Below are 21191 nucleotides of genomic sequence, written 5' to 3'. Positions count from 1 at the left end.
GTCCAACTTCGGGGGCGCCCTCTAATGTCGAACGTTCACCCCGTTTCTGGTCCAACTGTGACGGTTGGGTCAGGTTCGTGTGACGTTCAACAGGTGTGTGGAACGTCACTGATATTTGACTCAATCGACAGCCAAAACCTCAATAAATCTGCAAATCGCGTCATTCAATTCTGACCCAAACGTCAAGCATTTCTGACCCAATCTGAATAGCAGTCCTTCATCAACGCTGCAGCTAAGGTCTCAATGGAGCCCAAAGCGGCCATTTGTCCAACCCTTACTTTCTGCTCTGCGGCTACGGCTTCACTGAGCCTATAACTCACCTTTGAGGTATGGTGCTTAGGTGATCAGTTAAGGCGCGAACCTGCTCTGGGTTCACATAAAGGCGATCCAAAAGGGCAACAGTGTCAATTTTCGGCCAGTTTTGCTTTAAGTCTGCCTCCAAGGCCAAGCCCTCTGCTTGATTTCCGAGCGCCGCATTCGCTGCCGCGAGGTAGATCAAAGTGGGAGCCGAAATCGGGTCTCCAGCGCGGGTAGCGGCGTTGAGAGCGTCGATGGCTTGCTCGTATTTTCCGGCGTGAAAGCTAGCAGCGCCATAGATACTCTTGTTCGCAAATCGTCCTAAGCCCGATGTCCGTGGACGGTCGCTCGTCGACGCAGCGAGTGCTGCGTCAAAGTCGCCAGTCGCCAGCATGACCATTGCATAGAAATCCAGGACGTTGCCGTCCTTAGGGGCGAGATCCAAGGCAATGTCTGCGTGCTCCATGGCTCGCTTTGTATCCCCTTCGGCAAGGTCAACCCATGACAGTGCCGATTGCGTCCATGAGTTGGCAGGTGATAATACTTCGGCTTGGTTGGCCAAATCGCGCGCCTCCTTGAGCAGCGCAGAACGCTGAGGACCGTCTGGTGCAAAAATCGCAAAAGCAGCCAAACACTGGGATGCACCAGCATATCCGCCAAAGTAGGATTCGTCCTTCTCGATTGCATGGCGGAACATAGCCAAAGCTAGTTCAAGCTGTGCCCGCTCAATCATGGGAAAAATCAAATTCCGCGCCTGATCTGAGAGCGTTACCGCTTGAAGGCTAGACGGCGACTTCGCCAGATGTGCGCGCCTTTCTGCCTCTAGTGTGGGATCATTTGAGGTCTCGAATTGTCCGGGCACGTCGGTCGTGTTTTCTCCCGTAGAACTGATCGTGATCCCCAAGCCCAAGCCGACAGCAAGCGCCACGAAGATGCTTACGGCAATCTGAATCGGCCTACTCTTCCATCTGCTATGGAGTTCTAATTCTGTCGCAACGTCCTCAGTTTGAGCGTCCGCAGAATAATTGAGTTCGAAACGAGGTACATACCCGCCGGGATCGATATGAATATGGATTGGGTCGTCTCTTCCCGGGCCGGCAAAATACTGTGCAAGCCGGCGCCTGAGACGCCCAGCGTCAACCCGAACGATGTTATGGCTGTCACCATTTTGATCCGGAGGTCTGCCGTAGACATCCTCGGCTATCGTTTTGGCGAGCGGCTTTCGTGTGGAATCAAAAAGGTTCTGTTCTACGATGTAGTCCAGCAATTCAGAGAGCCGACTCGCGCCTGCGAAAAGCTCACTGGACTTCACACGAATGAGCTCTTCACGAACTTCTTCCAACTCCAGATGCCCCGACCGATGCGGGTACTTGTTGTCTGTAGTTTCCCTGGGACCCATGCCAGCAGACTACTGATAAACGGTCAAATTGAAAGGATTTTCACCCCTTTCTCACCGTGTGAAACTCCCGCTGGCTTCAGCGGTAGGTAATGTGATCTTAGCGGGAGCTAATGGGTTCGATAGGCACATGCGAGTATTCGAGAGGCATTTTGGTGGACTTGCAGAAAACATTCAGGAGCGCCGAGAAACGGACGCTGAGCTTGACGAGATTTGCAGAGATTTCGAACTTTTGTTGACGAGCTGGCAATGCGAATTCGCTCGAGAGAATGTTTGGAACGATGCCTTCAATAGTAGCCTTGCAGGGTTGAAGAAGGAAATTTTGGCAAAGCTCGAACCCGACTGAGTAGAGCGGGTCAATTGGAACAACAGACAAAAGAGTTTGGAACGCCCGGGTGATTTTCGTGCGCCGCGGACACCGTTTTACATTGCAAAAAATAGAGGAGACAAAATGCGAAGTCTAAATCAAGTCCTAGTACCGGTTTGCGGGGTCGTACTTGTCTTGTCGACATCCATAGCTCGGGCTCAAGAAAGTTCGATTATTCGAGACGCCGAGTATCGAATTCTGGAGCGCCAGCACGGTGATCGCTGGGCAACTGAAGACAAAGACATCGACGCCAAGCTGGCAGAGTTCCGAGACAAGAACGGCGGAAAACCCCCAAACATTCTATACATTCTGCTGGATGACATAGGGTTTGGCGAAGTCGGAATGCCAGATCTCGACGTGGTACGTGGATACTCGACACCAAACATCACGGACTTCGCAGACCAAGGTATGTCCATGATGCGGATGTATACCGAACCGTCTTGCACACCCACCCGCGTCGCCATGTTGACCGGGCGACACCCGGTCCGGACCGGTTTCGATGAGGCTAAAGCGCTGCCTGAGGGCGAGGGGTTGGCGGACCGCGAAGTGACCTTGGCCGAAGTGCTGAGCGAAAATGGCTACGCAACGGCCCATATCGGCAAGTGGCACATGGGTGATATTGAGCAAAGCTATGCGATCAACCAAGGTTTCGATTATGCCGAACATCCGATTCACCAACAGGCGCAACTTGCCTTGATGAATTCGACGGCTTTGAACGAAGGACATGTTGATGGTGTCGATCTGAGGCTTCGTTCTACCGATCTGATGCTGGATGACACATTCCGCATCGACCCTTACGCAATGGTCTATGGAACCGTCGGTGAAAAAGGTGGAGCAATACGCGAGGTCCACATGGAGCCGGGGCAGAAGTTCTCGCAGGACGATTATGTCGCCATGGGGCAGCGCTACAAGCAGAGCACTCTAGACCAACTGGAAAAGCTCACCAAAGGCGACAAGCCGTTCTTTTTGCAGTACTGGCCGCTGTTTCCGATCAGCTTTACCAGGACTGATATCGAACAGGCCCGAACTCTAAACGGTGGACCGGTCGCAGAAGCTATCGTTAAGGTCGATGGTTACATCGGTGAAATCCTGACCCGGATCGAGGAACTGGGAATAGCAGACAATACGATCATCGTGATCATGGGAGACAATGGCCCGTTCATGGAGTTCGTAGACAAGAGCGGCCAGTCCGACCGGATCTATCGCGGCGGCAAGACCGAGCATCTGGAAGGTGGCGTTCGTGTTAACGCCTTTGTCCGCTGGCCCGGGATGATTGAGGAAGGGACACGTGTTAAAGACATCACTCACGTTTCTGATCTTTTCAGCACCTTTGCGCGACTGGGCGACGGCAAGGCGAGCATCCCACGCGACCGGATTATCGACGGAGTCGATCAAACCGCGCTTTGGCTTCTCGGGGAAACGCATGGGCGTCGAGATTATGTATTTGTCTACGAAGGGTTTGTGTTGAGATCACTGGTCAAGCAGCAATACAAGATGCATTTGCCACCTCCTGGCGGCAACCCCATCCTTGCTGCTATGTATGACCTATACAAGAACCCGCGTGAGGATCGGCCGCAGGACTCCATTCGTATTGGAGTAGGTTTCGGCGCCAATTTCAGTCTGATGGCCCAACGCCATCTTGCCATGAAAGAGCTTTATCCTGACATGCCTCCCGGGCATGGGCCACTATATGGCGGAATTGAAAACCTTCGACCTGAAACAAAGGAACTCGTGGACAACATCCTGTTTGCTCAAGGTCTCACTGGAAAGTCGGACTAAACGGCCCCCGATCAAGTGACCTGACCGGCACAGTCCGGTCTGGGCAATTTAGAACTTGCGCGATTGAAGGACCGAACGTGATGCAACTTGCTTTCTTTTTCTCATCGAAAACCCGGGCTCTTATCGCTGCTGCTTTCGGCATAATGTTACCCTCGGTCACGAAGGCCGAACCCGTAGCTCTCTCAATTTCTGAAGACTGGCGACATGGCGTGACTGTCTACGGTTTTCTTCCGCAATCGCTAACGGGGACGTCGACTATTGCAAATACCAGCGTTGATCTTGATTTGGATCTTAAAGACGCGCTGGAACTCTTAGACTTCGGTATCTCGGCACAATACGAAGGTTGGACGGGGAATTGGGGTTTCATAGTCGACGCAAACTACGCAAAGCTAGGGACCGAACAATCCATCCCACTTCCGGCCGGGAACATTGACGTTGACCTCGATGTTAAGCAATCGTGGATCGGATTTTTGGGCGGTTACAAAGTTGCAAATGGGGTCTATGGCAAGAACGATCACCGGTATTCCGTCGATCTTCAAGCTGGGCTTCGCTACAACGAACTGAAGCAGGAGGCTGACGTTTCCACTATGGGGCCTAGCGTTACCCTTGGCGGGACTGAAACATGGACCGAGGTGGTTGTTGGCGCTCGTGGCACGTGGGAGCTCTCGAACCGTTGGTTCTTGGTTGCTGCGGCTGACGCAGGCCTTGGTGGCGAAAATGTCAACTCCCACTGGCGTGTTTCGCTGGGCTTCGCCTATCAAGCTTGGGAAAATACCTCTATTCGTTTCGGATGGCGGCACTACGAAATCGACTATGAGACTGAACGTTCCGATGGGACATTCGCCTATGACGTTATGCAAACAGGACCACTGGTTGGTGTAACCTTCTCTTTCTGACTACGAGCGTGTCGTAGAGGAAAAACCAAGTCCTTGTGATTGTCATTCGAGGTCTTCGTTCGTTGGTATGGTCGAACTTGCGTTCAATTGCTGTTTTGTCCCGCGATGCAGACGCGCACGGAAATTCCGCGAATGACCGAACCGAGCCCGAAGCAAAATAAGTGAATGGTCGTTTTGGGTTCTTAAAAAATCATCCGCGTGGTGTGAACCAAATTGGTGATGTGTAGGCCCGCTCCTGTATCGAGCGCGGTGCTTCGTCTGGGATCTCTGTTCCGAACACCTTTGCATCGTATGTCGTCCACCGTGGTGTCGGTATTGCCAACACTCTCACGTAGTAGAACGCGCTATGCGTCGGGTCGTAGTCCGGGTCTTCCCAATATCCGGCGAGAATTGCCTGGCCGATGTCGTTTGTCCAAGAAGCGGTTTCTACGTCTACCGTATTGCCAACAGGGCCGTTACACGCCGCGTTAATAAGTTCACGCCCACCGCAAGCTACATCATAAACACGTTCCGACGTTGTGCCGTCACTGTTCAGCCAGCCTTTGACAATCTGAATGCGGTCGAGGTTGGCCCCATCAGGGTCACGGAGCGCACGGATGAGAAATCGCGGAGACCGACCGTCACTGTCCGCTTGCAAATCCGCCCCCATCGGGACGCCATTTTCATATCCATACGCGGCAAAATCCGCACGTGGCAGGTCGGTTTCGTCGAATTCATATCCGGCAAAAACGCGAACACGCATGCGCGGCCCCGTGGTCGCAAAGACCTCTTTCCGAGCAAAAGCATCCCAAATGGCCTCGCGGGTGTTTTCCCTTGCCCAAACGGCCGCCAAACCCGACGCCGAAGTCTGCCATGCATATTGGGCAACACTCTCGTCACCACCAATACCGCCGACGACCTCTTCAAATCGGATCGGGTCAGCAGTAGGTTCAACAGCCGCGACTTTCCCGAAGAAATTGTCCTCGCCAACCGTGGACAGCGATGTATGAGCGTCAGTTGAGCCGATCACGCCAAACTTGAACGGGTTTGTCCCAGTTTCCGCCTCGTATCCTAGTCCACGACGCAATGCCGCGCGTGCGTATTCGCGCGGAAGCATTTCAGGTGTCTTCGGTTCTGGTCCGAGTTGTCCTTTGTCCCACGTTTCGAAGTCAGCAAATTCATCGTCTGGTGACAGCATGGGATGCGCTTCGCCGTCACCTTTCATTTGTGTGATTTCGTAGATCGGTTCCCACTTGGCACGCTGTTTGAAATACTCAACATCGAACGGTTCGCCCGACAAGCGCACTTCGTCAAACATCAACCCGTTGGACAAATTGCCATTGTGCGGGATCGCAAGCAGCTTTTGGCCTGTTGTTTCTTCGGCTTGCTCCATCCATGCCCAAAGGTCTTCGGGGTCGAAGCTATCAAAGTTCGAGAACGGGATGATCTTGTCAGCGCCCTCTTTGCCACCGTTGAATATGACATTCCTGTGCAGGTTGTTCCGCTGTGGGTTTGAGGTCCACTCGAACCCGATGAGCGCAGTAAACAAACCCGGATGATTGTGTGTCTCAGCGGCAGAGGTAATGTTGCTCCACGCTGTTTGGTAAATCTCCTGATAATCCGCCAATGGGTCTGTGCCAGTGGACTTGGCTTGGCTCCAAATCGACCATGCGCCAACGGGATCACCGGCCTCGACAGCCGCGTTCAGTTGCTGGCCAAACTCCGTGGAGAGCAGCGTGGCATCTTTGGTTGAGAGCAGTGGCGCAAGACCAAGGTTCTCGGCGTGATCGGCAATAACCAGAAAATCCAATGGTCGGCGCAACCTCGCTTCGACACCGGTGCTGGATGTAACGACTTCTCCTTTGGCAAACCTGTACGCCTCATCAGGGCCGAGTACATTCCCGATCATCCCAGCATCGGCAGAGTATGATGTATGCAAATGGGTGTCGCCGAAAAAGACCTGATTAGGAAAGTTTTGTTGTGGGTAGGGGGAATACTCTCTGTCGCCGGGTTGAGTGTTCGGGATGTCCTCAGCGTGCGCACCAGCCGCAAGCGCGATAGTCAGAATAGACGCTAAACGGATCATTTCCTAACCTCATATTTTGTTCAAACTTTACAACGCTCAATACAAGTAACTATGACGTATAACCTGAACTCTATTCGTCCAGCACAGCAGCCGCTCAATAAATCTCTGCGAACGATGGCTGCGACCCCAAAGCGGCGTACACGCAATAACTAAAGCACACGCCTGTATCGAAGTCTCAAATTAAAAAGGTATTTTAGCGTGGTTTGCATGCGAACGTTGAGGTTTTATCAATTTTTTGCAGCTTGACGACGCGCAATCTCCTGTCGAATTAGGTCTATGTGCAAACGTGCATCATATGCTCCTTGGCGGTATGCGAGCGGCAGATTCAGATTTGCAAGGGCGGTGTCCACGTTTTCGATATTTTTGGCGACTTCTTCAACCTCAGTTGAGGTCTGTGCCTTGCTGAGTTCCTCCTCAAGCGCCATGATACGCTGATAAAAACGCCAGACCCGGCGCTTTTGAAACCACACGTAACTGGACGGGACTATCCGCAAAAACGGTACTAAGAACAACAAAGGCAACAGCAATAACAGTACGCTGCCAAACTGCGCTGCGATCCAATATGGCAAGACGCCATGCAAAAAGTTTGGCCCAGAGTTTATGAGTTCTGTGGCAATTTTGTTCAGTGGTACAGGCGGTGAAGCCGTGTTCGGGTACTCGCGCGCACTTTGCAAAATATTAGGTTCGCTATGAATGTTCTTTGCTGCATTCACTAACCTATCGGTTACTGCAGGGTGCAGATCGGATGCGGCGATAAGTGAAGCTCGCAATGCTAAGATCTTGACGTCCTCTGGTGGTCTCGGAGGGTCAAGTGTGATTGATCCTGCCGGTACAGTTACCGAATTCGCTCCGGAAAGTTTCAATGCAAGGGCATCGACCAAAGCCATAGGGACGAAAATGATTTCTGGATCAAAGATCGCATCCATAAGGTAAGGTGCATCGAGTGGAGCGACAAACAACGCTGCATCCGCTTCGTTGGCATACAACGCCTCTATCGCGTCATTGCCCCCGAAATCGACGAGGTCTATGTCGACATTTTGCAACCCAGCGGCCTCAATTAGCGCTAAAGCGGCGGCGCGAGTACCGGACGCCTTGGTTCCTGCAGCTAAGCGAATGTCTCCCCATTCTCCTGCATTGGCCCCGACTGGACTCGACTTTCCGCGGAACACCACCATAGGTTCAAGAAAAATGGCGCCCAAAGACTGTAAGTTTTCGTCCTGAGGTATTTCCAGACCACCCTGAACAAATGCGGCATCCACTTCGCCAGAAACAAGTTTCTGAATGTTCTCAACGGACCCCTCGGTTTCAACTAAAACTACCTGAATGTCGTCACGTGCAAGTTCTGCTTTGTAGAGCTGTCCAACTTGCCAATATCCGCCGCCGCTAATGCCAGCAGCCAGCTTAATACTGTTGGGCGGTTTCAAGCCAAAGATCAGAAAAACAAGCAACCCGATAAACATAATCGGAAAGAGAATGAAAAGAGCTAAGCGCATTTATTCTCACATTCAGATGATCGGAACCGATAATTCGTTCTCATTTGATAGCAGTCTTTTTGCCAACGAGAAACCGATCACAGTGGGTAGCACTCGAAAGTTCGAGTTCCTCGGTTCAAGTATCCCTGAAGATTAAGTTGGTCGCGCAAAAAACCAAGAGCGCTTGAACAAGGTTGAGATCAAAAACTGGCCGTCTAGGCAACGGTTTATCCTATCGCAAACCAGAGTTTTAGTTTTGTCTTTTTTGTCGGCAATGTCCGCAGAGCAGACGTTGAGGTGAATTCAAACAACGACTGCTTCGAGCCCAAACTTGCGTTCAATTGCTGTTTTGTCCGCACAGCAGGCATTCATAAAATTTTACCGAATGGCGGCTTCGAGCCCAAAGCGAACGCTCGCTCAAACTTGGTTTGGGGGACATTATTATCCCAAAACCGTCTATTTGACTGACCGGTTGCCAGAATCGCAGTCTTAGGTGATCCTTCAAGAAATCGAAGGATCGCAATATGTTTAGGTTTCTATTAATTGCATTCGGTATTTGCGTATCTACTTTCGCGTTAGCGCAAGAGTCGTCCGAAGATGTGGCGGGAAAAGATGATACCTCGGCAACCTCGTCCAGCCTGCTAACTGATGCTGAGTTGCAGACATTGGTCGCCCCGGTTGCTCTTTATCCCGACACGTTACTCATACAGATATTTGTCGCGGCCACCCAGCCATTGGAAATTGTTAAGGCTGAGCGGTATTTGCTGGATAACGCCGACCGCGACCCCGTTGAACTTGAGCCGGAAATCGAAGCAATGGGATGGGATCCTTCTGTCAGCGTATTGGCGACGGCGTTTCCCGAAGTTGTTGGTCAGATGGCCACCCATATCGACTGGACCGAGACAGTCGGCACAGCCATGTTGGCCCAGTCCGATGATGTGATGGATGCGGTGCAGGTCATGCGGGATCAGGCAATTGACAGCGGCGCTCTTGTTTCAGGTCCCGAGCAAACTGTCGAAGTGTCTGACGACGACACAGTAGTAATTACACCGACAGAACCCGAAACGGTATACGTCCCACAATACAATCCCGAGACGGTTTATACTGGCCCGTCAACCGGGGATGTTGTGGGCGCAGCACTACTAACGTTTGGCGCCGTTGCCCTGATCGACGAAATTTTTGACGACGACGATGATTGGTATGACTATTGGGGGTGCCGAAATTGCGGTGGCTGGGGCGGTGGTCCGATTTACAGAAATCCAAACATCGACATAGACGTCGATGGCAACGTCAATATCGGCAATGATATAGATTTAGGTGACCGAACGGATATCGGATGGAACCCCGATCCTGACCGGCAACAGGAGGCCCGGAACAAAATAGCGGACCATAAAAGACCTGAAGGTGGCCGCGGCGACTTGCCGGTTAGCCGTCCTGACGGTCGCACGGATGAGCTGCGTGCAAAGTTGAGCCGAGAATCTGGTGCTGCAGATATTAGCCGGGACCGCGGGGCGGCAGCAGCTGCGGTCGGTGCCGGTGCGGGGGCTGTAGCAGGCGGGGCATTAGCGAACCGGAGCAACGCAAATCGGGATAAGGCCGCTGCAAAGCAACAGGCCATTGATCGTACCAAACGTCCAGATGCGGCGAAAAAGCCAGTCGCACAAAGACCGCAGACCGCCAAAAAGCCGCAGGCGAAGAAAGCCGCATCGACGCAGCGCAAGCCCGCGGCATCCAAAGGGCAAGCGATGAAGAAAAAGGCGTCCGGCAGCAGAACTCAAAGCGCGTCCAATCGTGGACACGCCGCTAAAGGCAAGCGGAGACGGTAAGATGCGTAGATCAGTATTTTCAATTTTGTTGCTTGCCGCGACCACAAGCCCGGCTCTCTCTGAAGGAGCCAGATTTGATACGCCGCAAACCGCACTGGATGCTTTTGTTGATGCGTTGAAGGCTAATGATCAGAGCAAGCTGATCGAAATTTTCGGGCCTGAAGCCGAGGATCTGGTTGGAACGGGTGATCCGGCGGAAGATCAAGAAAGAAGGCAGGAAATGCTTGGCATGTATGCCGAGGGGTATCGTTTCCGGCCTGAGGACGATGGCGTTGTACTTCTTCTGGGTGAAGACGGTTGGCCTTTTCCTATCCCAATTTTGCGAAAAGATGATGGTTGGCGCTTTGACCTGGAAGCTGGGATCGAGGAACTTTCAGCTCGTGAAATAGGCTTGAATGAGTTGGAAGTGATCGAATTGCTTGAGGCCTATGTTGATCTGCAGGCAGCTTTCCGGCTTGTGGACCATAATGGGAATGGCGTTATGGAATTCGCTCAGACGATCATTTCTGATCCCGAAGAGCAAAACGGTCTCTTCTGGCCTGGAAAAGACAGCTTTGTCGGTGCGGCGCTTGCCCGCGCCGCAGCTTCGGGGTGGAGTGACGGTCAGGCTGACTATGAAGCCGAGCCGTTTCTTGGCTATTATTACACAATCCTGCAAGAGCAGGGCCCTAACGCTCCCGGGGGTGCCTACCCTTATTTCGCCGGGGATCACTTCGTTGCAGGACATGCCTTGCTGGCAATACCGGCAGACTACGGAGAAACTGGTGTCCATTCCTTTCTGGTTGGCGAAAACGGCATAGTCTACGAGGCAGATTTTGGCCCGGAAACACTCAGTATTGCTGCTGAAATTACTGCCTATGATCCAGACACTAATTGGTCACCGGTCGAGTAATGTTTGGATTGATAGTGGCGATTAAGCTCTGATGCTTTGCTGAGGCCACTATTTGCGGATCGTGTAACAAGCTTCAGTTCGATGGTTACGTGTACCCGAACAGGTTCAGCCTGGATCGCTCTTGCAACACACATTGTAACGGCCAGCAAATTGCCCATCTTACGGTTTGATCCATTCTTCTGCCTTAACACGTTTCGAGTCAATGACTGAAAAGTCCGCAGAGCGGTCTTCTTCGATCGGATATCGAATGGCAGGTTTCGCGACCACCGCATGAATTGCAGCGACGTAACAATCCACGAACGTCGCAGTACGGGTGTTATGTGAAGCGATCTCTGGTTGAGTGGTCCGTCCGTCCACAGCCTACCGGCCCAATCACCTAACACCACATTGAGCGGCTTTTTTCCGCCCCATTGATCTTGTTCGCCCAGTCCGATATTCAGACCGGCTGCGTTTTCGGCCGTCTATCCGAGCCCAGCCCAAAACCAACGAGCCAACCGATGGAGGGTGCCATGTAGTTCAGAAACTGCATGAAAGGCCAATGACATGGCCCATTACAAACGCAAACGTCCCCGTACCGTGCTTGGGAACGGGTACTCACGCCTAGGTCTGAGCCGTCGTCTCGGAAAAGACCTTGATGATATCCGGTGGCTTGGCAATTGGCCACGCTATCACGACATCACCTGTCACACGCGTCCAACGAGACGCAAAACCAAGGCTCTTGCGTTCGGCATCCTGAAAGGCGCTGATCCTGACGACCTAGTCTGGCCCGATGGGCGCAAGCCCCACCACTATTATTGGTGAGTATGTGCGGCGGAAGCATTCCATAACTCCGCCGAGCACTTTGGCTCAGGTGGCCGTTGAGACGACCGAAGCAGTTTAGCGGGAACAGGCAGCTTCGCTGTCTGACCTACAAATCAGCTCTGATTTTCCGAAAGGGAAGCCAAAACAAATCAAACAGCGTGCGGGAGCATAATATGGGGGCGGTGTGTTAGTTGATGACGCAAAGATCAAATTCAACTGATGTCCAACGTTGGGGGCGCCTTCTGATGTCGAACGTTCACTGCTTTTCTGGTCCAACTGTGACGGTTGGGTCAGGTTTGTGTGACGTTCAACAGGGGGGAAGTGGCGGACCGAGGAGGATTCGAACCCCCGACCCCTTGATTCGTAGTCAAGTACTCTATCCAGCTGAGCTATCGGTCCGCGTTGGTGAGGCGGTATTTAGACCCGGTGTTCGGGACACGCAAGTCGATTCTTCAAAAAGTTTTCAAAAAGTCCCATCGCCCCGCGGAAGCCTGATTTCAAAGGTTGTCCCCTCGGGCCCGGTATGCGCCAGTATCAGGTCTCCGCCATGCCCACGCACCAGCTCCTGCGAGATGGCAAGCCCCAGCCCAGAGCCTCCCTTACGCACCCCTCCCTGAAATGGAGTGAACAGGTTCTCACGTGCTTTGGGCGGTAATCCGGGGCCGTCATCCCTGATCTCGACGCACCAGTCGTCTTTATACTCGCAGCCGGCGATCGTGATGCTTCCCGGCTTCCCGGATGCCACCAAGGCCTGACGCGCATTGCGCACAAGGTTCATCATGACACGGAATATCTGCTCTGGGTCTGCCCGGGCCACAAGGTCTTTGGGCACGTCGTTCACGATCTCGACGCAGGCATCTGCAACAGCCAGCTGTTCGCTGGCGACGACATCTGCGGCGACATCGTGCATGCGCACCATGGTCAGTGTCGGCGCAGGTTCTTCTGCGCGTCCGAAGGCCAGCGTGCTTTCGCACAACGACACTGCCCGTGTGATCGAGTTCACCAGCTTGGGCGCCATACGCCGCACCAAGGGATCATCGCTGGTCTCAATCCGGTCGGTGAAGAGCTGTGCCGAAGTCAGTATGTTCCGCAAATCGTGGCTGACCTTGGCCACCGCGCCGCCCAGTTGCGCCAGCCGTTCACGTTGCTTCAGGGCCTGAGTCAGTTCGGTCTGCAGCTGCTGCAACGCTTCTTCAGCCTCGCGCAGTTCTGTCACTTTGGAGTTGGGGGAGATGATTCCCCTCGCGTCTTCGGGTGCCCCTGCATAGCGCTGCATATAACCAACAACACTTTTGATCGGTTTGACCAGAACAACGCGCACGGCCAAGAACAAAAAGAACGCGGTGATGATGGAAATTACGAAGGACAGCCCCAGAATGCGCAGGCCATAATCGGTCATCGCCATTCGCAGCGGCATGCTTTCTATGGTGACTTCAATCAGCAGACCTGCCCCTTTGACGGGTTCGCCAATAACGCGGATGACTTCGTTCTCAGTAGTGAACAATCGCGCCAGCGCGTCGCGGATCAACACCCAAGGCCCTGCGTCGCGCAGATCGTAGGTCTTGGTGATCTGTTCCGGAATCGGCGAAGAAAGCATAAGCTGGCGCACCTCATCGCGGCGCAGCACGACGTTATAGACACCCGCGTTGGCCAGCAGTTCGGCCTCAAGGTCTTCAGCCAGCATATCGTCAGCCAGTAGCGCCAAGGACGCGATCTGCGCGCGCTCAAGCCGGTTCAGCAGAAAGTCTTCGCGAAAGCGCGCGATTGAAGGAACAAAGATCAAAATCTCGGCCAACATCACGAAGACCGTCGTCAGGATCAGAAATCGGCCCGACAGCGAATTCAATCTGCTCTCCCTTCTTGGTTAGGGCATCCAGCGCTGGACGAACCTGACCACTTGTTTAACCATCTGATTCTCAAACAGCCTTGGCGAGAAATAGGCACCCGCCACCCGTTTGTTAAGCTCTCCGATCGTCGGATAGGGCGAAACCATCGCGGCGATCTGCCCCATCTTCAGGTTATTGGCCAACGCAAGCGACCACAAGTTGATCAGTTCTCCGGCCTGATGCCCCACGATTGTAGCCCCCACAGGCCGGCCCTTTACGACCATGACCTTGATGAACCCTTTGGTTTTACGCTCAGAAATTGCGCGGTCGTTATGGTGGTAATCAAAACGCGCGATTTCGACCTTGTCACCAAGGTGTTCGCGGGCCTGAGCCTCGGTCAGGCCCGCCTGCGCCAATTCCGGGTCGGTGTAGGTCGCCCAAGGGATATGTGCGGTTTTTGCCTTCGAGGGCAGGCCAAACAACGCAGAACGGATGATGATCCCTGCGTGATATCCAGCGACATGAGTGAATTGAAGACCACCAGCAACATCGCCAATGGCGTAAACTTTGCGGTTCGTCGTGCGCAGCGTATCGTCGACCTTGATCCCGTTGCGGGTTGGTTCAATCCCGGCAGCCTTTAGGTTCAAACGGTCTGTGTTGGCTTTTCGCCCGGCGGCCAGCAGCAGATGAGACCCTGAATAGATCTCACCTGCCTCGGTCACAATCTCTACTGCCCCTTTGTTGTCGCGGATCTGGGCGACCATAGCCTGTTCATGGATAACCACCCCTTCGGCGCGCAAGCTGTCCAGAACAACCGCGGCAGCCTCGGGGTCATCCTTGCCCAGCGCCTTCAGGCCTTCGACAACCGTGACCGTACAGCCCAGTCGGACATGCGCTTGCGCCATCTCCATCCCGATCGGTCCGCCACCAATGATCAAAAGATGTTCAGGCTTGTCGCGCAGGTCAAAGATCGTCTCGTTGGTATAGAATGGCACCTGATCCAATCCCGGAATCGGAGGCACCAACGGCGAAGAGCCGGTCGCGATCACTATGCGCCGTGCGGTGATCATGTTGTCGCCCGCCTGCACCTGTGTCGGAGAGACGAAGCTGCCGAATTCCCGGATCACATTTACGCCGAAACCTTCAAACCGTTCCTGACTGTCCATCGGCTCGATCTGAGCGATAACATCGTGAACGTGGTCTTTGGCGGCGGCGTAGTCGGCCTGCGGTACCACGTCAGCCACGCCCAGCGTGGCAGAATGTGCCTGACCGTAAGCTGCCTTGCCGCTGGCAATCAGAGCCTTGGAAGGGACGCAGCCGAAGTTGAGGCAATCGCCACCCATCTTGTGACCTTCCAGCAGAATCACATCGGCCCCCATTTGGCTGGCGCCAGCAGCGACTGACAGCCCCCCGGACCCGGCGCCAATCACCAGGATATCGGTTTTCAATTCTCGCATGATTTCAGCCGTCCTTTCGGCCACGCAGGGATTTGATGACAATTGGCAACGTGGCCAGCACACACAAACCGATGATCGGGCCAATCACAAATGGTTCCCATAACAGCGATACATCAGGTGTTTCGCCCCGATCGAACACACCACCCAGCCCGACACCGATCCAAGTGTAGACGATACCGCCCGGGATAATACCCAGCGCGGTGGTGATCAGGAAATTGCGGAACCTCACGCCAACCAGTGCAGGCACCAAGTTGGCCACAAAAAACGGCACAACGGGAACAAGACGCAATAGAAACAGCACCGAGATCTCATTCTCGCGTAACCCGTCTTTCAGTTTCTTGATCGTCCCTTCCGAGGACTCAAGCCGTTTGGTCAAGGATTCGCCCAACCCCCAGCGCGCCGCCAGAAAGATTGCAGAGGCTCCGATGGTTGCCGCAAACACGTTGAACACGGTTCCGGCGAACAAGCCAAAAAGAAACCCGCCGGTCATTGACGCCACTGCGGCACCCGGCAGCGAAAACGCGACGATGACAATGTAAATGCCAACGAAAGCTGCAGCCATTGCCCAATAGTTGGCGTCGCGCCAGGTCAATAGCGCCTCACGATTGTCGCGCAGCGTCTCAAAAGTCAGGTAGTCGCCCAGTGTGAAGAACCCCACCGCAGCGACGGCGAGAATCACCAGCAATGGAATATGCCGCGCCAATCCGTTGCGCGGCGCCTGAGTCGTTTCGCTCATGAGGCTGTCCGGTTTACTACGTTTCATTCTGACCCCAACATGCGCTGCTTGCGGCCCTCGCAACAGGGGGCTCACGCTGCCTTGATGTTTTTGGTAGGGAATGTGAGGGTTTGGGGCGATAATCCCGCTGTTTTGAAACCTTTTGCCCGACCCGACTACAGAATTGTTGCAAAAGCCACGAAAACCCCCACCTAGGGGTTTGACTTACCCCCCACTACCCAGTAGAGGACGGGCTTCGAACACCACGGGCAGGCGAATCCGCGCTGCACCCGACCGCATAGATTGGAGACGGAGCGATGAAACGCACCTATCAGCCTTCGAACCTGGTTCGCAAACGCCGCCACGGTTTCCGCGCGCGCATGGCCACTAAGGCCGGCCGCAAAATCCTGAATTCGCGCCGCGCACGCGGCCGTAAGTCGCTGAGCGCATAAACCGCTCACCGATCAGGTTATGAACATGACGCCGCCGGAGGCCCCTCGTGGATGGTAAGAACCAGCCCGGGGAAACGCCCCCGGCGGCGTCCGTTTGCGCGCCTGAAATTTTGACCGTTCTCAGGAAACGATCTGATTTCCTTAAGGCAGCGCGTGCCCGCAGGCAGGGCACATCCTCGATGATGGTGCAGGCTCGCAAACGTACCCCGGACGAGGCGACCGGAATTCGGGTAGGCTTTACCTGTTCCAAAAAGGTTGGCAATGCCGTAGCACGCAACCGCGCCAAGCGCAGGTTGCGCGAGGCCGCTCGGGCTGTTCTGCCCGTCATTGGACATGACGGGTGGGATTACGTTCTGATTGGTCGGGCCGAAACCACAGCCGCGCGACCCTATGAGGCACTTCTGGACGATCTGCGCTATGCGCTTCGCAAAGTGCACAGCGGGCGGAAATGACCCTCTTCTCTCATATCGTGGCTCTACCTGTAAGGGCCTATCGGCTGGTCTTCAGTCCCTGGGTTGGCTTCAATTGCCGATACCAGCCCACCTGCTCGGCCTATGCGCTGGAAGCACTGGAAAAGCATGGGGCCATCAAGGGAAGCTGGCTGGCTGCACGGCGGATTGGCCGATGCCATCCCTGGGGTGGCGATGGGTACGACCCCGTACCCACCCGCAAGGAAGACGACAGCTGATCTTTATGACCCTCCGTCAGCCTTGACCCATTCGGACATGCGCTGAACACTTGAACTCGTACTGCCCGAGGTTCAGATGACATCCGACGCCCGCCATTCCCTGCCGACACATGACGTATTGAATCAGCCGCCTGTGCGCGGGGATTCTAACCTCTGGTCTTCAGATCCCGTCCTGCGAAACGCCGTGCATTTCACGGGCGGTCGCGAAGCGCCTTTGGCTGCTTACGGGGAAACGTTGGGACGGGTGGAAACCCGCGAGCTGGGGCGCGAGGCCAATCGGCACCTCCCCGGACTTCGATTGTTCGATCAGGGCGGTAGGCGCCTGGACGAGGTACGGTTTCACCCCGCCTATCATGAGATGATGCAGATCAGCCAATCTGCCGGCTATGCGGCCTTGGCCTGGGAAGGTCAGTCCGGCGGCCACACGACCCACGCCGCGATGATGTATCTGGCCAGCCAGGTTGAGCCCGGCCATTGCTGCCCATTGACCATGACCTACGCGGCAATCCCGGCTCTTGCTGCAAATGAACAGATCGCCTCCGAGTGGCGACCTAAGCTCATGGCGCGCAGCTATGATCCGAAGACTAAACCGGTCGAACAAAAATCCAGCGCCACATTGGGCATGGCAATGACCGAAAAGCAGGGCGGCTCGGACGTGCGCGCCAATACCACCATCGCTACTCGAGACGGCGAGCACTGGCGTCTGCGCGGGCACAAGTGGTTCTGCTCGGCCCCCATGTCGGACGGTTTTCTGACGCTGGCACAAGCGCCCGGTGGGCTGACCTGTTTCCTCGTCCCTCGCTGGCTGGACGGTGAACGCAACGCCATTCACCTGATGCGACTAAAAGACAAGCTGGGCAACAGATCCAACGCCTCGTCCGAGATCGAATATCACGATGCACTGGCGTACCAACTGGGGGAAGAAGGCGCGGGCGTGCGAACAATTATCGAGATGGTCCATCACACCCGGCTGGATACAGCCGTGGCCCCGGCGGGCCTGATGCGCGCAGCCCTCAGCGAAGCGCATCATTGGGTCGCCCACCGCAGCGCTTTTCAGCGCCGGTTGATCGACCAACCTCTGATGCGCGCTGTCCTGGCGGATCTCGTGTTGGACTGGGAGGGCGCGCTGACGCTGGGGATGCGCGTCGCGCAGGCCTTCGACGGCCAGTCACCCGAAGACAAGGCCTTTGCCCGTATCAGTGTCGCGCTGGCCAAGTTCCTGAGTAACAAGCGATGCCCGACCGTAGTCGTTGAGGCAATGGAGGTGCTGGGTGGCATGGGCTATGTCGAAGACACGCCCCTGCCCCTGCTGTATCGCGAAGCCCCGCTGAACGGTATTTGGGAGGGGTCGGGTAATGTGATCTGTCTCGACATTCTGCGCAGCCTGTCTCGCGACCCGCTGGCCGCTGAGGTCCTGCAGGCCGAACTGGATATAGCAACGGGTGTCGACCACGGCTTTGACGACGCGCTCAAGGCGCATCGTGATCGGTGGCCCGGGCTGCCGCCTGAGAGTGAAGCCCGTTGGTTTGCCGAACGTACTGCATTGCTGCTGACAGCAGCTCAGCTATTGCTTCGCGCACCCGCGGCCGTTGCAAACGGCTTCATCGCCACAAGGCTTTTGGGCAACAGCGGTCGCATTCACGGATCAGTATCCGGGCTGGACACGGACGCCCTGCTTGCCCGACTGGGCTGACCCGGCCACTTGCCCGGTTGCCTCAACTGCTGTAGGGGCTGCGCATGTTTGACGAAGCTGACGATATCCACCCGCTCTTTGCTGGCGCGCCCTCGACCACCGAGTTCAAAAAGCTGCGCAAACGCATCGTGCGCCAGGCCCGTGAGGCCATTGAGCAGTACGGGATGGTGGACCCGTCCGCGCATGACAAGGACGGAAAACCGCCCCGCTGGCTGGTTTGCCTGTCCGGCGGTAAGGACAGTTATACTCTGCTGGCCGTTCTGTACGAACTGAAATGGCGTGGCCTGCTGCCCATTGATTTACTGGCCTGCAACCTCGACCAGGGCCAGCCCGGATTTCCGGCCACCGTCCTGCCCGAGTTCCTGGAACGAATGGGCGTTCCGCATCGGATTGAATATCAGGACACCTATTCCATCGTGATGGACAAAGTTCCACAGGGCCGCACATTTTGCGCCCTGTGTTCGCGCCTGCGCCGAGGCAACCTGTACCGCATTGCCCGGGAAGAGGGATGCTCAGCCGTCGTACTGGGCCATCACCGCGACGATATCCTCGAGACGTTCTTCATGAACCTGTTTCACGGCGGGCGACTGGCCACCATGCCGCCCAAGCTGGTGAACGAAGAAAGCGATTTGTTCGTCTTCCGCCCCCTCGCCCATGTGGCTGAGGCCGATTGCGAGAAATTCGCGACCTCGATGAACTATCCGATTATCCCCTGCGACCTCTGCGGCAGTCAGGATGGGTTGCAACGTCAGCAGGTCAAACAGATTTTGGATCAGTGGGAAAAGAACAGCCCCGGACGCCGTCAAGTGATGTTCCGGGCCCTGACAAATGCGCGTCCGTCGCATCTTTTGGACCCAAAATTGTTTGATTTTCAAAACCTTGCACTCAAACCGAATGAAAATGACGAAAATTCGGGCGAAATTCCGCAGCTCCGTTAACGAGTGACTCAGATTGGTTTCCTAGGGTCGACCTGAGCGTTTCAAACGCAAGGTAGAGGCCCGAAGATCCGATGTGGAAACATATCTCAGTCAGCAGAATTTTTGACTCTCTTGCCATGGTGCTAAGCGGCCCGCCCGCCTTGGCCTTCGCGCCTGCGATCAGTCTGGCCGCGTATTGGATTGGTGGTGAGCGGGCATTGGTTGTCGTGGCACTTACCCTGCCGCTTGTGTTCGCCGCGGTATCGACCGCGCACAAGGTCAGCAATCAGGAAAAAGACGGTAACGGCCTCCTTCCTCTCGACAGGTTTGCGGCCCAGATGGAAACGCTGTTTGCGGAAAATCAGCGCACTGGCCACGAAGCCTCCTGTATGATTGTTGAATTGGACGGGTTTTCTGAATGTCTTGATCTGCACGGAAATGCGGCCGGGAACGTAATGGCTGACCAATTCCGCAGCCGGGTACTTTCGGTCATACGCTCACATGACATTGCCACTGGGCTGGACCAGGGCAAGATCGCAATCGGCCTGCACGCCGCGCAAAATCTGGATCTGGAGGCCTGCATTCAGATGTCGGGGCGCATTCAGGCCGCCGTCGATGAGCCAATCATGCTAAATGGCACCAGCGTTTACATGTCATGTTCAATCGGGTTTTGTCTGCAATCCACTTTGCCCGACATCACCTTTGCCGAGTGGATCGATGCCGCCAACGCAGCCTTGGCCGAAGCACAAAGGAACGGTCCTGCAACCATCCGCGCCTTTTCATCTGAAACGCAGCGGCGGGCACGCGTGCGTGCCAACCTGCGCAACGAGTTTATTGCGGCCTTGGATAGTGGTGAAATCCGCCCATGGTTTCAGCCGCAGATTTCCACCGACACCGGCCACGTTACCGGGTTCGAGGCGCTTGCCCGTTGGGAACACCCACAGAAAGGCGTGCTGGGACCGCCGGTTTTCCTGCCTTTTGCAGAACAAGCCGATCTGATGGAACGCTTGGGTCAGGTGATGCGCCATCACGCTTTCGCCGCCATGCGCCAGTGGAACCTTGCCGGTGTCGTCGTGCCTCGGATTGGCGTGAATTTCTCATCAGAAGAGCTGCGCGACCCGGCGTTGATCGACCGTCTGAAATGGGAGCTGGATCAAAATGACCTGACGCCCGACAGATTGACCGTCGAGATTCTTGAAACAGTGTTTTCCAGGCGGCCCGATGACGTTATCACCCGCAACGTAATAAGCATGTCCAAGCTCGGCTGCTGCATTGACCTCGATGATTTCGGCACCGGCCACGCCTCCATAGCGTCGATTAAGCGCTTTGACGTCTCACGCATTAAAATCGATCGGTCCTTCGTGGCAAAGGCGGATCGGGACGCAAGCCAGCAGCAGTTGGTCAGCGCGATTTTGACTATGGCGGAGCGACTGAATGTCGAAACCCTGGCCGAGGGGGTCGAAACACAAGGCGAGCATGCCTTGATGGCGCAACTGGGCTGCGATCACGTGCAGGGGTTTGGAATTGGAAAGCCCATGCCCTTTGAAAAGACGTTGGACTGGATGGCCGCACATCAAAACAAACTCAACGGAATGCCAAAAATCGGGCGTCAGGCACGTCCTTAGGCGCGAATTAACGCCACAGAACCCCAA

General features: G+C 55.1%; 17 protein-coding genes, 1 tRNA gene and 1 pseudogene. 12 read left to right on the top strand and 7 right to left on the bottom strand.

Features of this window, described 5'->3' with window-relative positions:
• Positions 1-316: 316 nt before the first annotated feature.
• Complete coding sequence (locus AC2FJC_RS19180; protein WP_496740837.1) at positions 317-1639, bottom strand: tetratricopeptide repeat protein; 1323 nt, start codon at positions 1637-1639, stop codon at positions 317-319.
• A gap of 184 nt (positions 1640-1823) precedes the next feature.
• Here AC2FJC_RS19180 and AC2FJC_RS19175 point away from each other — a divergent pair, with 184 nt between their 5' ends.
• The 3 genes from AC2FJC_RS19175 to AC2FJC_RS19165 all read left to right on the top strand — a co-directional run bounded on the left by AC2FJC_RS19175 (position 1824) and on the right by AC2FJC_RS19165 (position 4735).
• Entirely contained in the window at positions 1824-2039 is a 216-nt protein-coding gene (locus AC2FJC_RS19175) for a hypothetical protein (protein WP_496740836.1), read from the top strand.
• Positions 2040-2144: 105 nt separating this feature from the next.
• Positions 2145-3839 carry a sulfatase-like hydrolase/transferase gene (locus AC2FJC_RS19170; protein WP_496740834.1) on the top strand — a complete coding sequence of 565 codons (1695 nt, stop codon included), beginning with the start codon at positions 2145-2147 and terminating at the stop codon, positions 3837-3839.
• 80 nt (positions 3840-3919) lie between these two features.
• Positions 3920-4735: a hypothetical protein gene (locus AC2FJC_RS19165; protein ID WP_496740832.1), complete on the top strand. Its 816-nt coding sequence runs from the start codon at positions 3920-3922 to the stop codon at positions 4733-4735.
• Positions 4736-4925: 190 nt separating this feature from the next.
• Here the strand turns inward: AC2FJC_RS19165 and AC2FJC_RS19160 are convergent, their stop codons facing one another.
• Together AC2FJC_RS19160 and AC2FJC_RS19155 are read right to left on the bottom strand one after the other, a co-directional pair.
• A complete protein-coding gene (locus tag AC2FJC_RS19160; protein WP_496740830.1) occupies positions 4926-6800 on the bottom strand; it encodes a DUF3604 domain-containing protein in 1875 nt (624 codons plus the stop codon).
• A 227-nt stretch (positions 6801-7027) separates the two neighbouring features.
• Positions 7028-8293: a TAXI family TRAP transporter solute-binding subunit gene (locus AC2FJC_RS19155; RefSeq protein ID WP_496740828.1), complete on the bottom strand. Its 1266-nt coding sequence runs from the start codon at positions 8291-8293 to the stop codon at positions 7028-7030.
• Between the two features lie 503 nt (positions 8294-8796).
• Between AC2FJC_RS19155 and AC2FJC_RS19150 the strand changes: the two genes are divergently transcribed.
• From AC2FJC_RS19150 to AC2FJC_RS19140, 3 genes are all read left to right on the top strand, one after another.
• Positions 8797-10098, top strand: a complete 1302-nt coding sequence (locus AC2FJC_RS19150; RefSeq protein WP_496740826.1) for a DUF3300 domain-containing protein — start codon at positions 8797-8799, stop codon at positions 10096-10098.
• A 1-nt stretch (position 10099) separates the two neighbouring features.
• The gene (locus AC2FJC_RS19145; RefSeq protein ID WP_299665347.1) at positions 10100-10990 is read left to right on the top strand and encodes a DUF2950 family protein; all 891 of its coding nucleotides are present in this window, start codon (positions 10100-10102) and stop codon (positions 10988-10990) included.
• 543 nt (positions 10991-11533) lie between these two features.
• Positions 11534-11791: a hypothetical protein gene (locus tag AC2FJC_RS19140; protein ID WP_496740824.1), complete on the top strand. Its 258-nt coding sequence runs from the start codon at positions 11534-11536 to the stop codon at positions 11789-11791.
• Between the two features lie 322 nt (positions 11792-12113).
• On the opposite strand, the gene AC2FJC_RS19135 is transcribed toward AC2FJC_RS19140, so the two are convergent.
• The 4 genes from AC2FJC_RS19135 to AC2FJC_RS19120 form a co-directional block, all read right to left on the bottom strand.
• Positions 12114-12190: transfer RNA gene (locus AC2FJC_RS19135), tRNA-Arg, on the bottom strand.
• Between the two features lie 64 nt (positions 12191-12254).
• Positions 12255-13637: an ATP-binding protein gene (locus tag AC2FJC_RS19130; protein WP_282120566.1), complete on the bottom strand. Its 1383-nt coding sequence runs from the start codon at positions 13635-13637 to the stop codon at positions 12255-12257.
• Between the two features lie 18 nt (positions 13638-13655).
• A complete protein-coding gene (locus AC2FJC_RS19125; RefSeq protein ID WP_496740822.1) occupies positions 13656-15074 on the bottom strand; it encodes a dihydrolipoyl dehydrogenase family protein in 1419 nt (472 codons plus the stop codon).
• Positions 15075-15078: 4 nt separating this feature from the next.
• Positions 15079-15810 (bottom strand): TVP38/TMEM64 family protein, encoded by a 732-nt coding sequence (locus AC2FJC_RS19120; RefSeq protein WP_496740820.1) that lies wholly within the window; start codon positions 15808-15810, stop codon positions 15079-15081.
• A 296-nt stretch (positions 15811-16106) separates the two neighbouring features.
• Here AC2FJC_RS19120 and rpmH point away from each other — a divergent pair, with 296 nt between their 5' ends.
• The 6 genes and pseudogenes from rpmH (at position 16107) to AC2FJC_RS19090 (ending at position 21164) form a co-directional block, all read left to right on the top strand.
• Positions 16107-16241 carry a 50S ribosomal protein L34 gene (rpmH, locus tag AC2FJC_RS19115; RefSeq protein WP_005632162.1) on the top strand — a complete coding sequence of 45 codons (135 nt, stop codon included), beginning with the start codon at positions 16107-16109 and terminating at the stop codon, positions 16239-16241.
• Between the two features lie 25 nt (positions 16242-16266).
• A pseudogene (gene rnpA, locus AC2FJC_RS19110) lies at positions 16267-16693 on the top strand (ribonuclease P protein component).
• Positions 16690-16929 carry a membrane protein insertion efficiency factor YidD gene (gene yidD, locus AC2FJC_RS19105; RefSeq protein WP_496740818.1) on the top strand — a complete coding sequence of 80 codons (240 nt, stop codon included), beginning with the start codon at positions 16690-16692 and terminating at the stop codon, positions 16927-16929. Before rnpA ends, yidD begins: the two are co-directional and overlap by 4 nt.
• Positions 16930-17005: 76 nt before the next feature.
• Positions 17006-18622, top strand: coding sequence for an acyl-CoA dehydrogenase family protein (locus tag AC2FJC_RS19100; protein ID WP_496740816.1), 1617 nt, complete (start codon positions 17006-17008; stop codon positions 18620-18622).
• Between the two features lie 44 nt (positions 18623-18666).
• The gene (gene ttcA, locus AC2FJC_RS19095) at positions 18667-19560 is read left to right on the top strand and encodes a tRNA 2-thiocytidine(32) synthetase TtcA (RefSeq protein ID WP_496740814.1); all 894 of its coding nucleotides are present in this window, start codon (positions 18667-18669) and stop codon (positions 19558-19560) included.
• Between the two features lie 71 nt (positions 19561-19631).
• Positions 19632-21164, top strand: coding sequence for a putative bifunctional diguanylate cyclase/phosphodiesterase (locus tag AC2FJC_RS19090; RefSeq protein WP_496740812.1), 1533 nt, complete (start codon positions 19632-19634; stop codon positions 21162-21164).
• Positions 21165-21191 lie beyond the last annotated feature (27 nt).

This window comes from Ruegeria sp. CDSB117, assembly GCF_059611005.1.
Note: the sequence above shows the minus strand (reverse complement) of the source record. Positions and strands in the feature narration are given on the sequence as shown.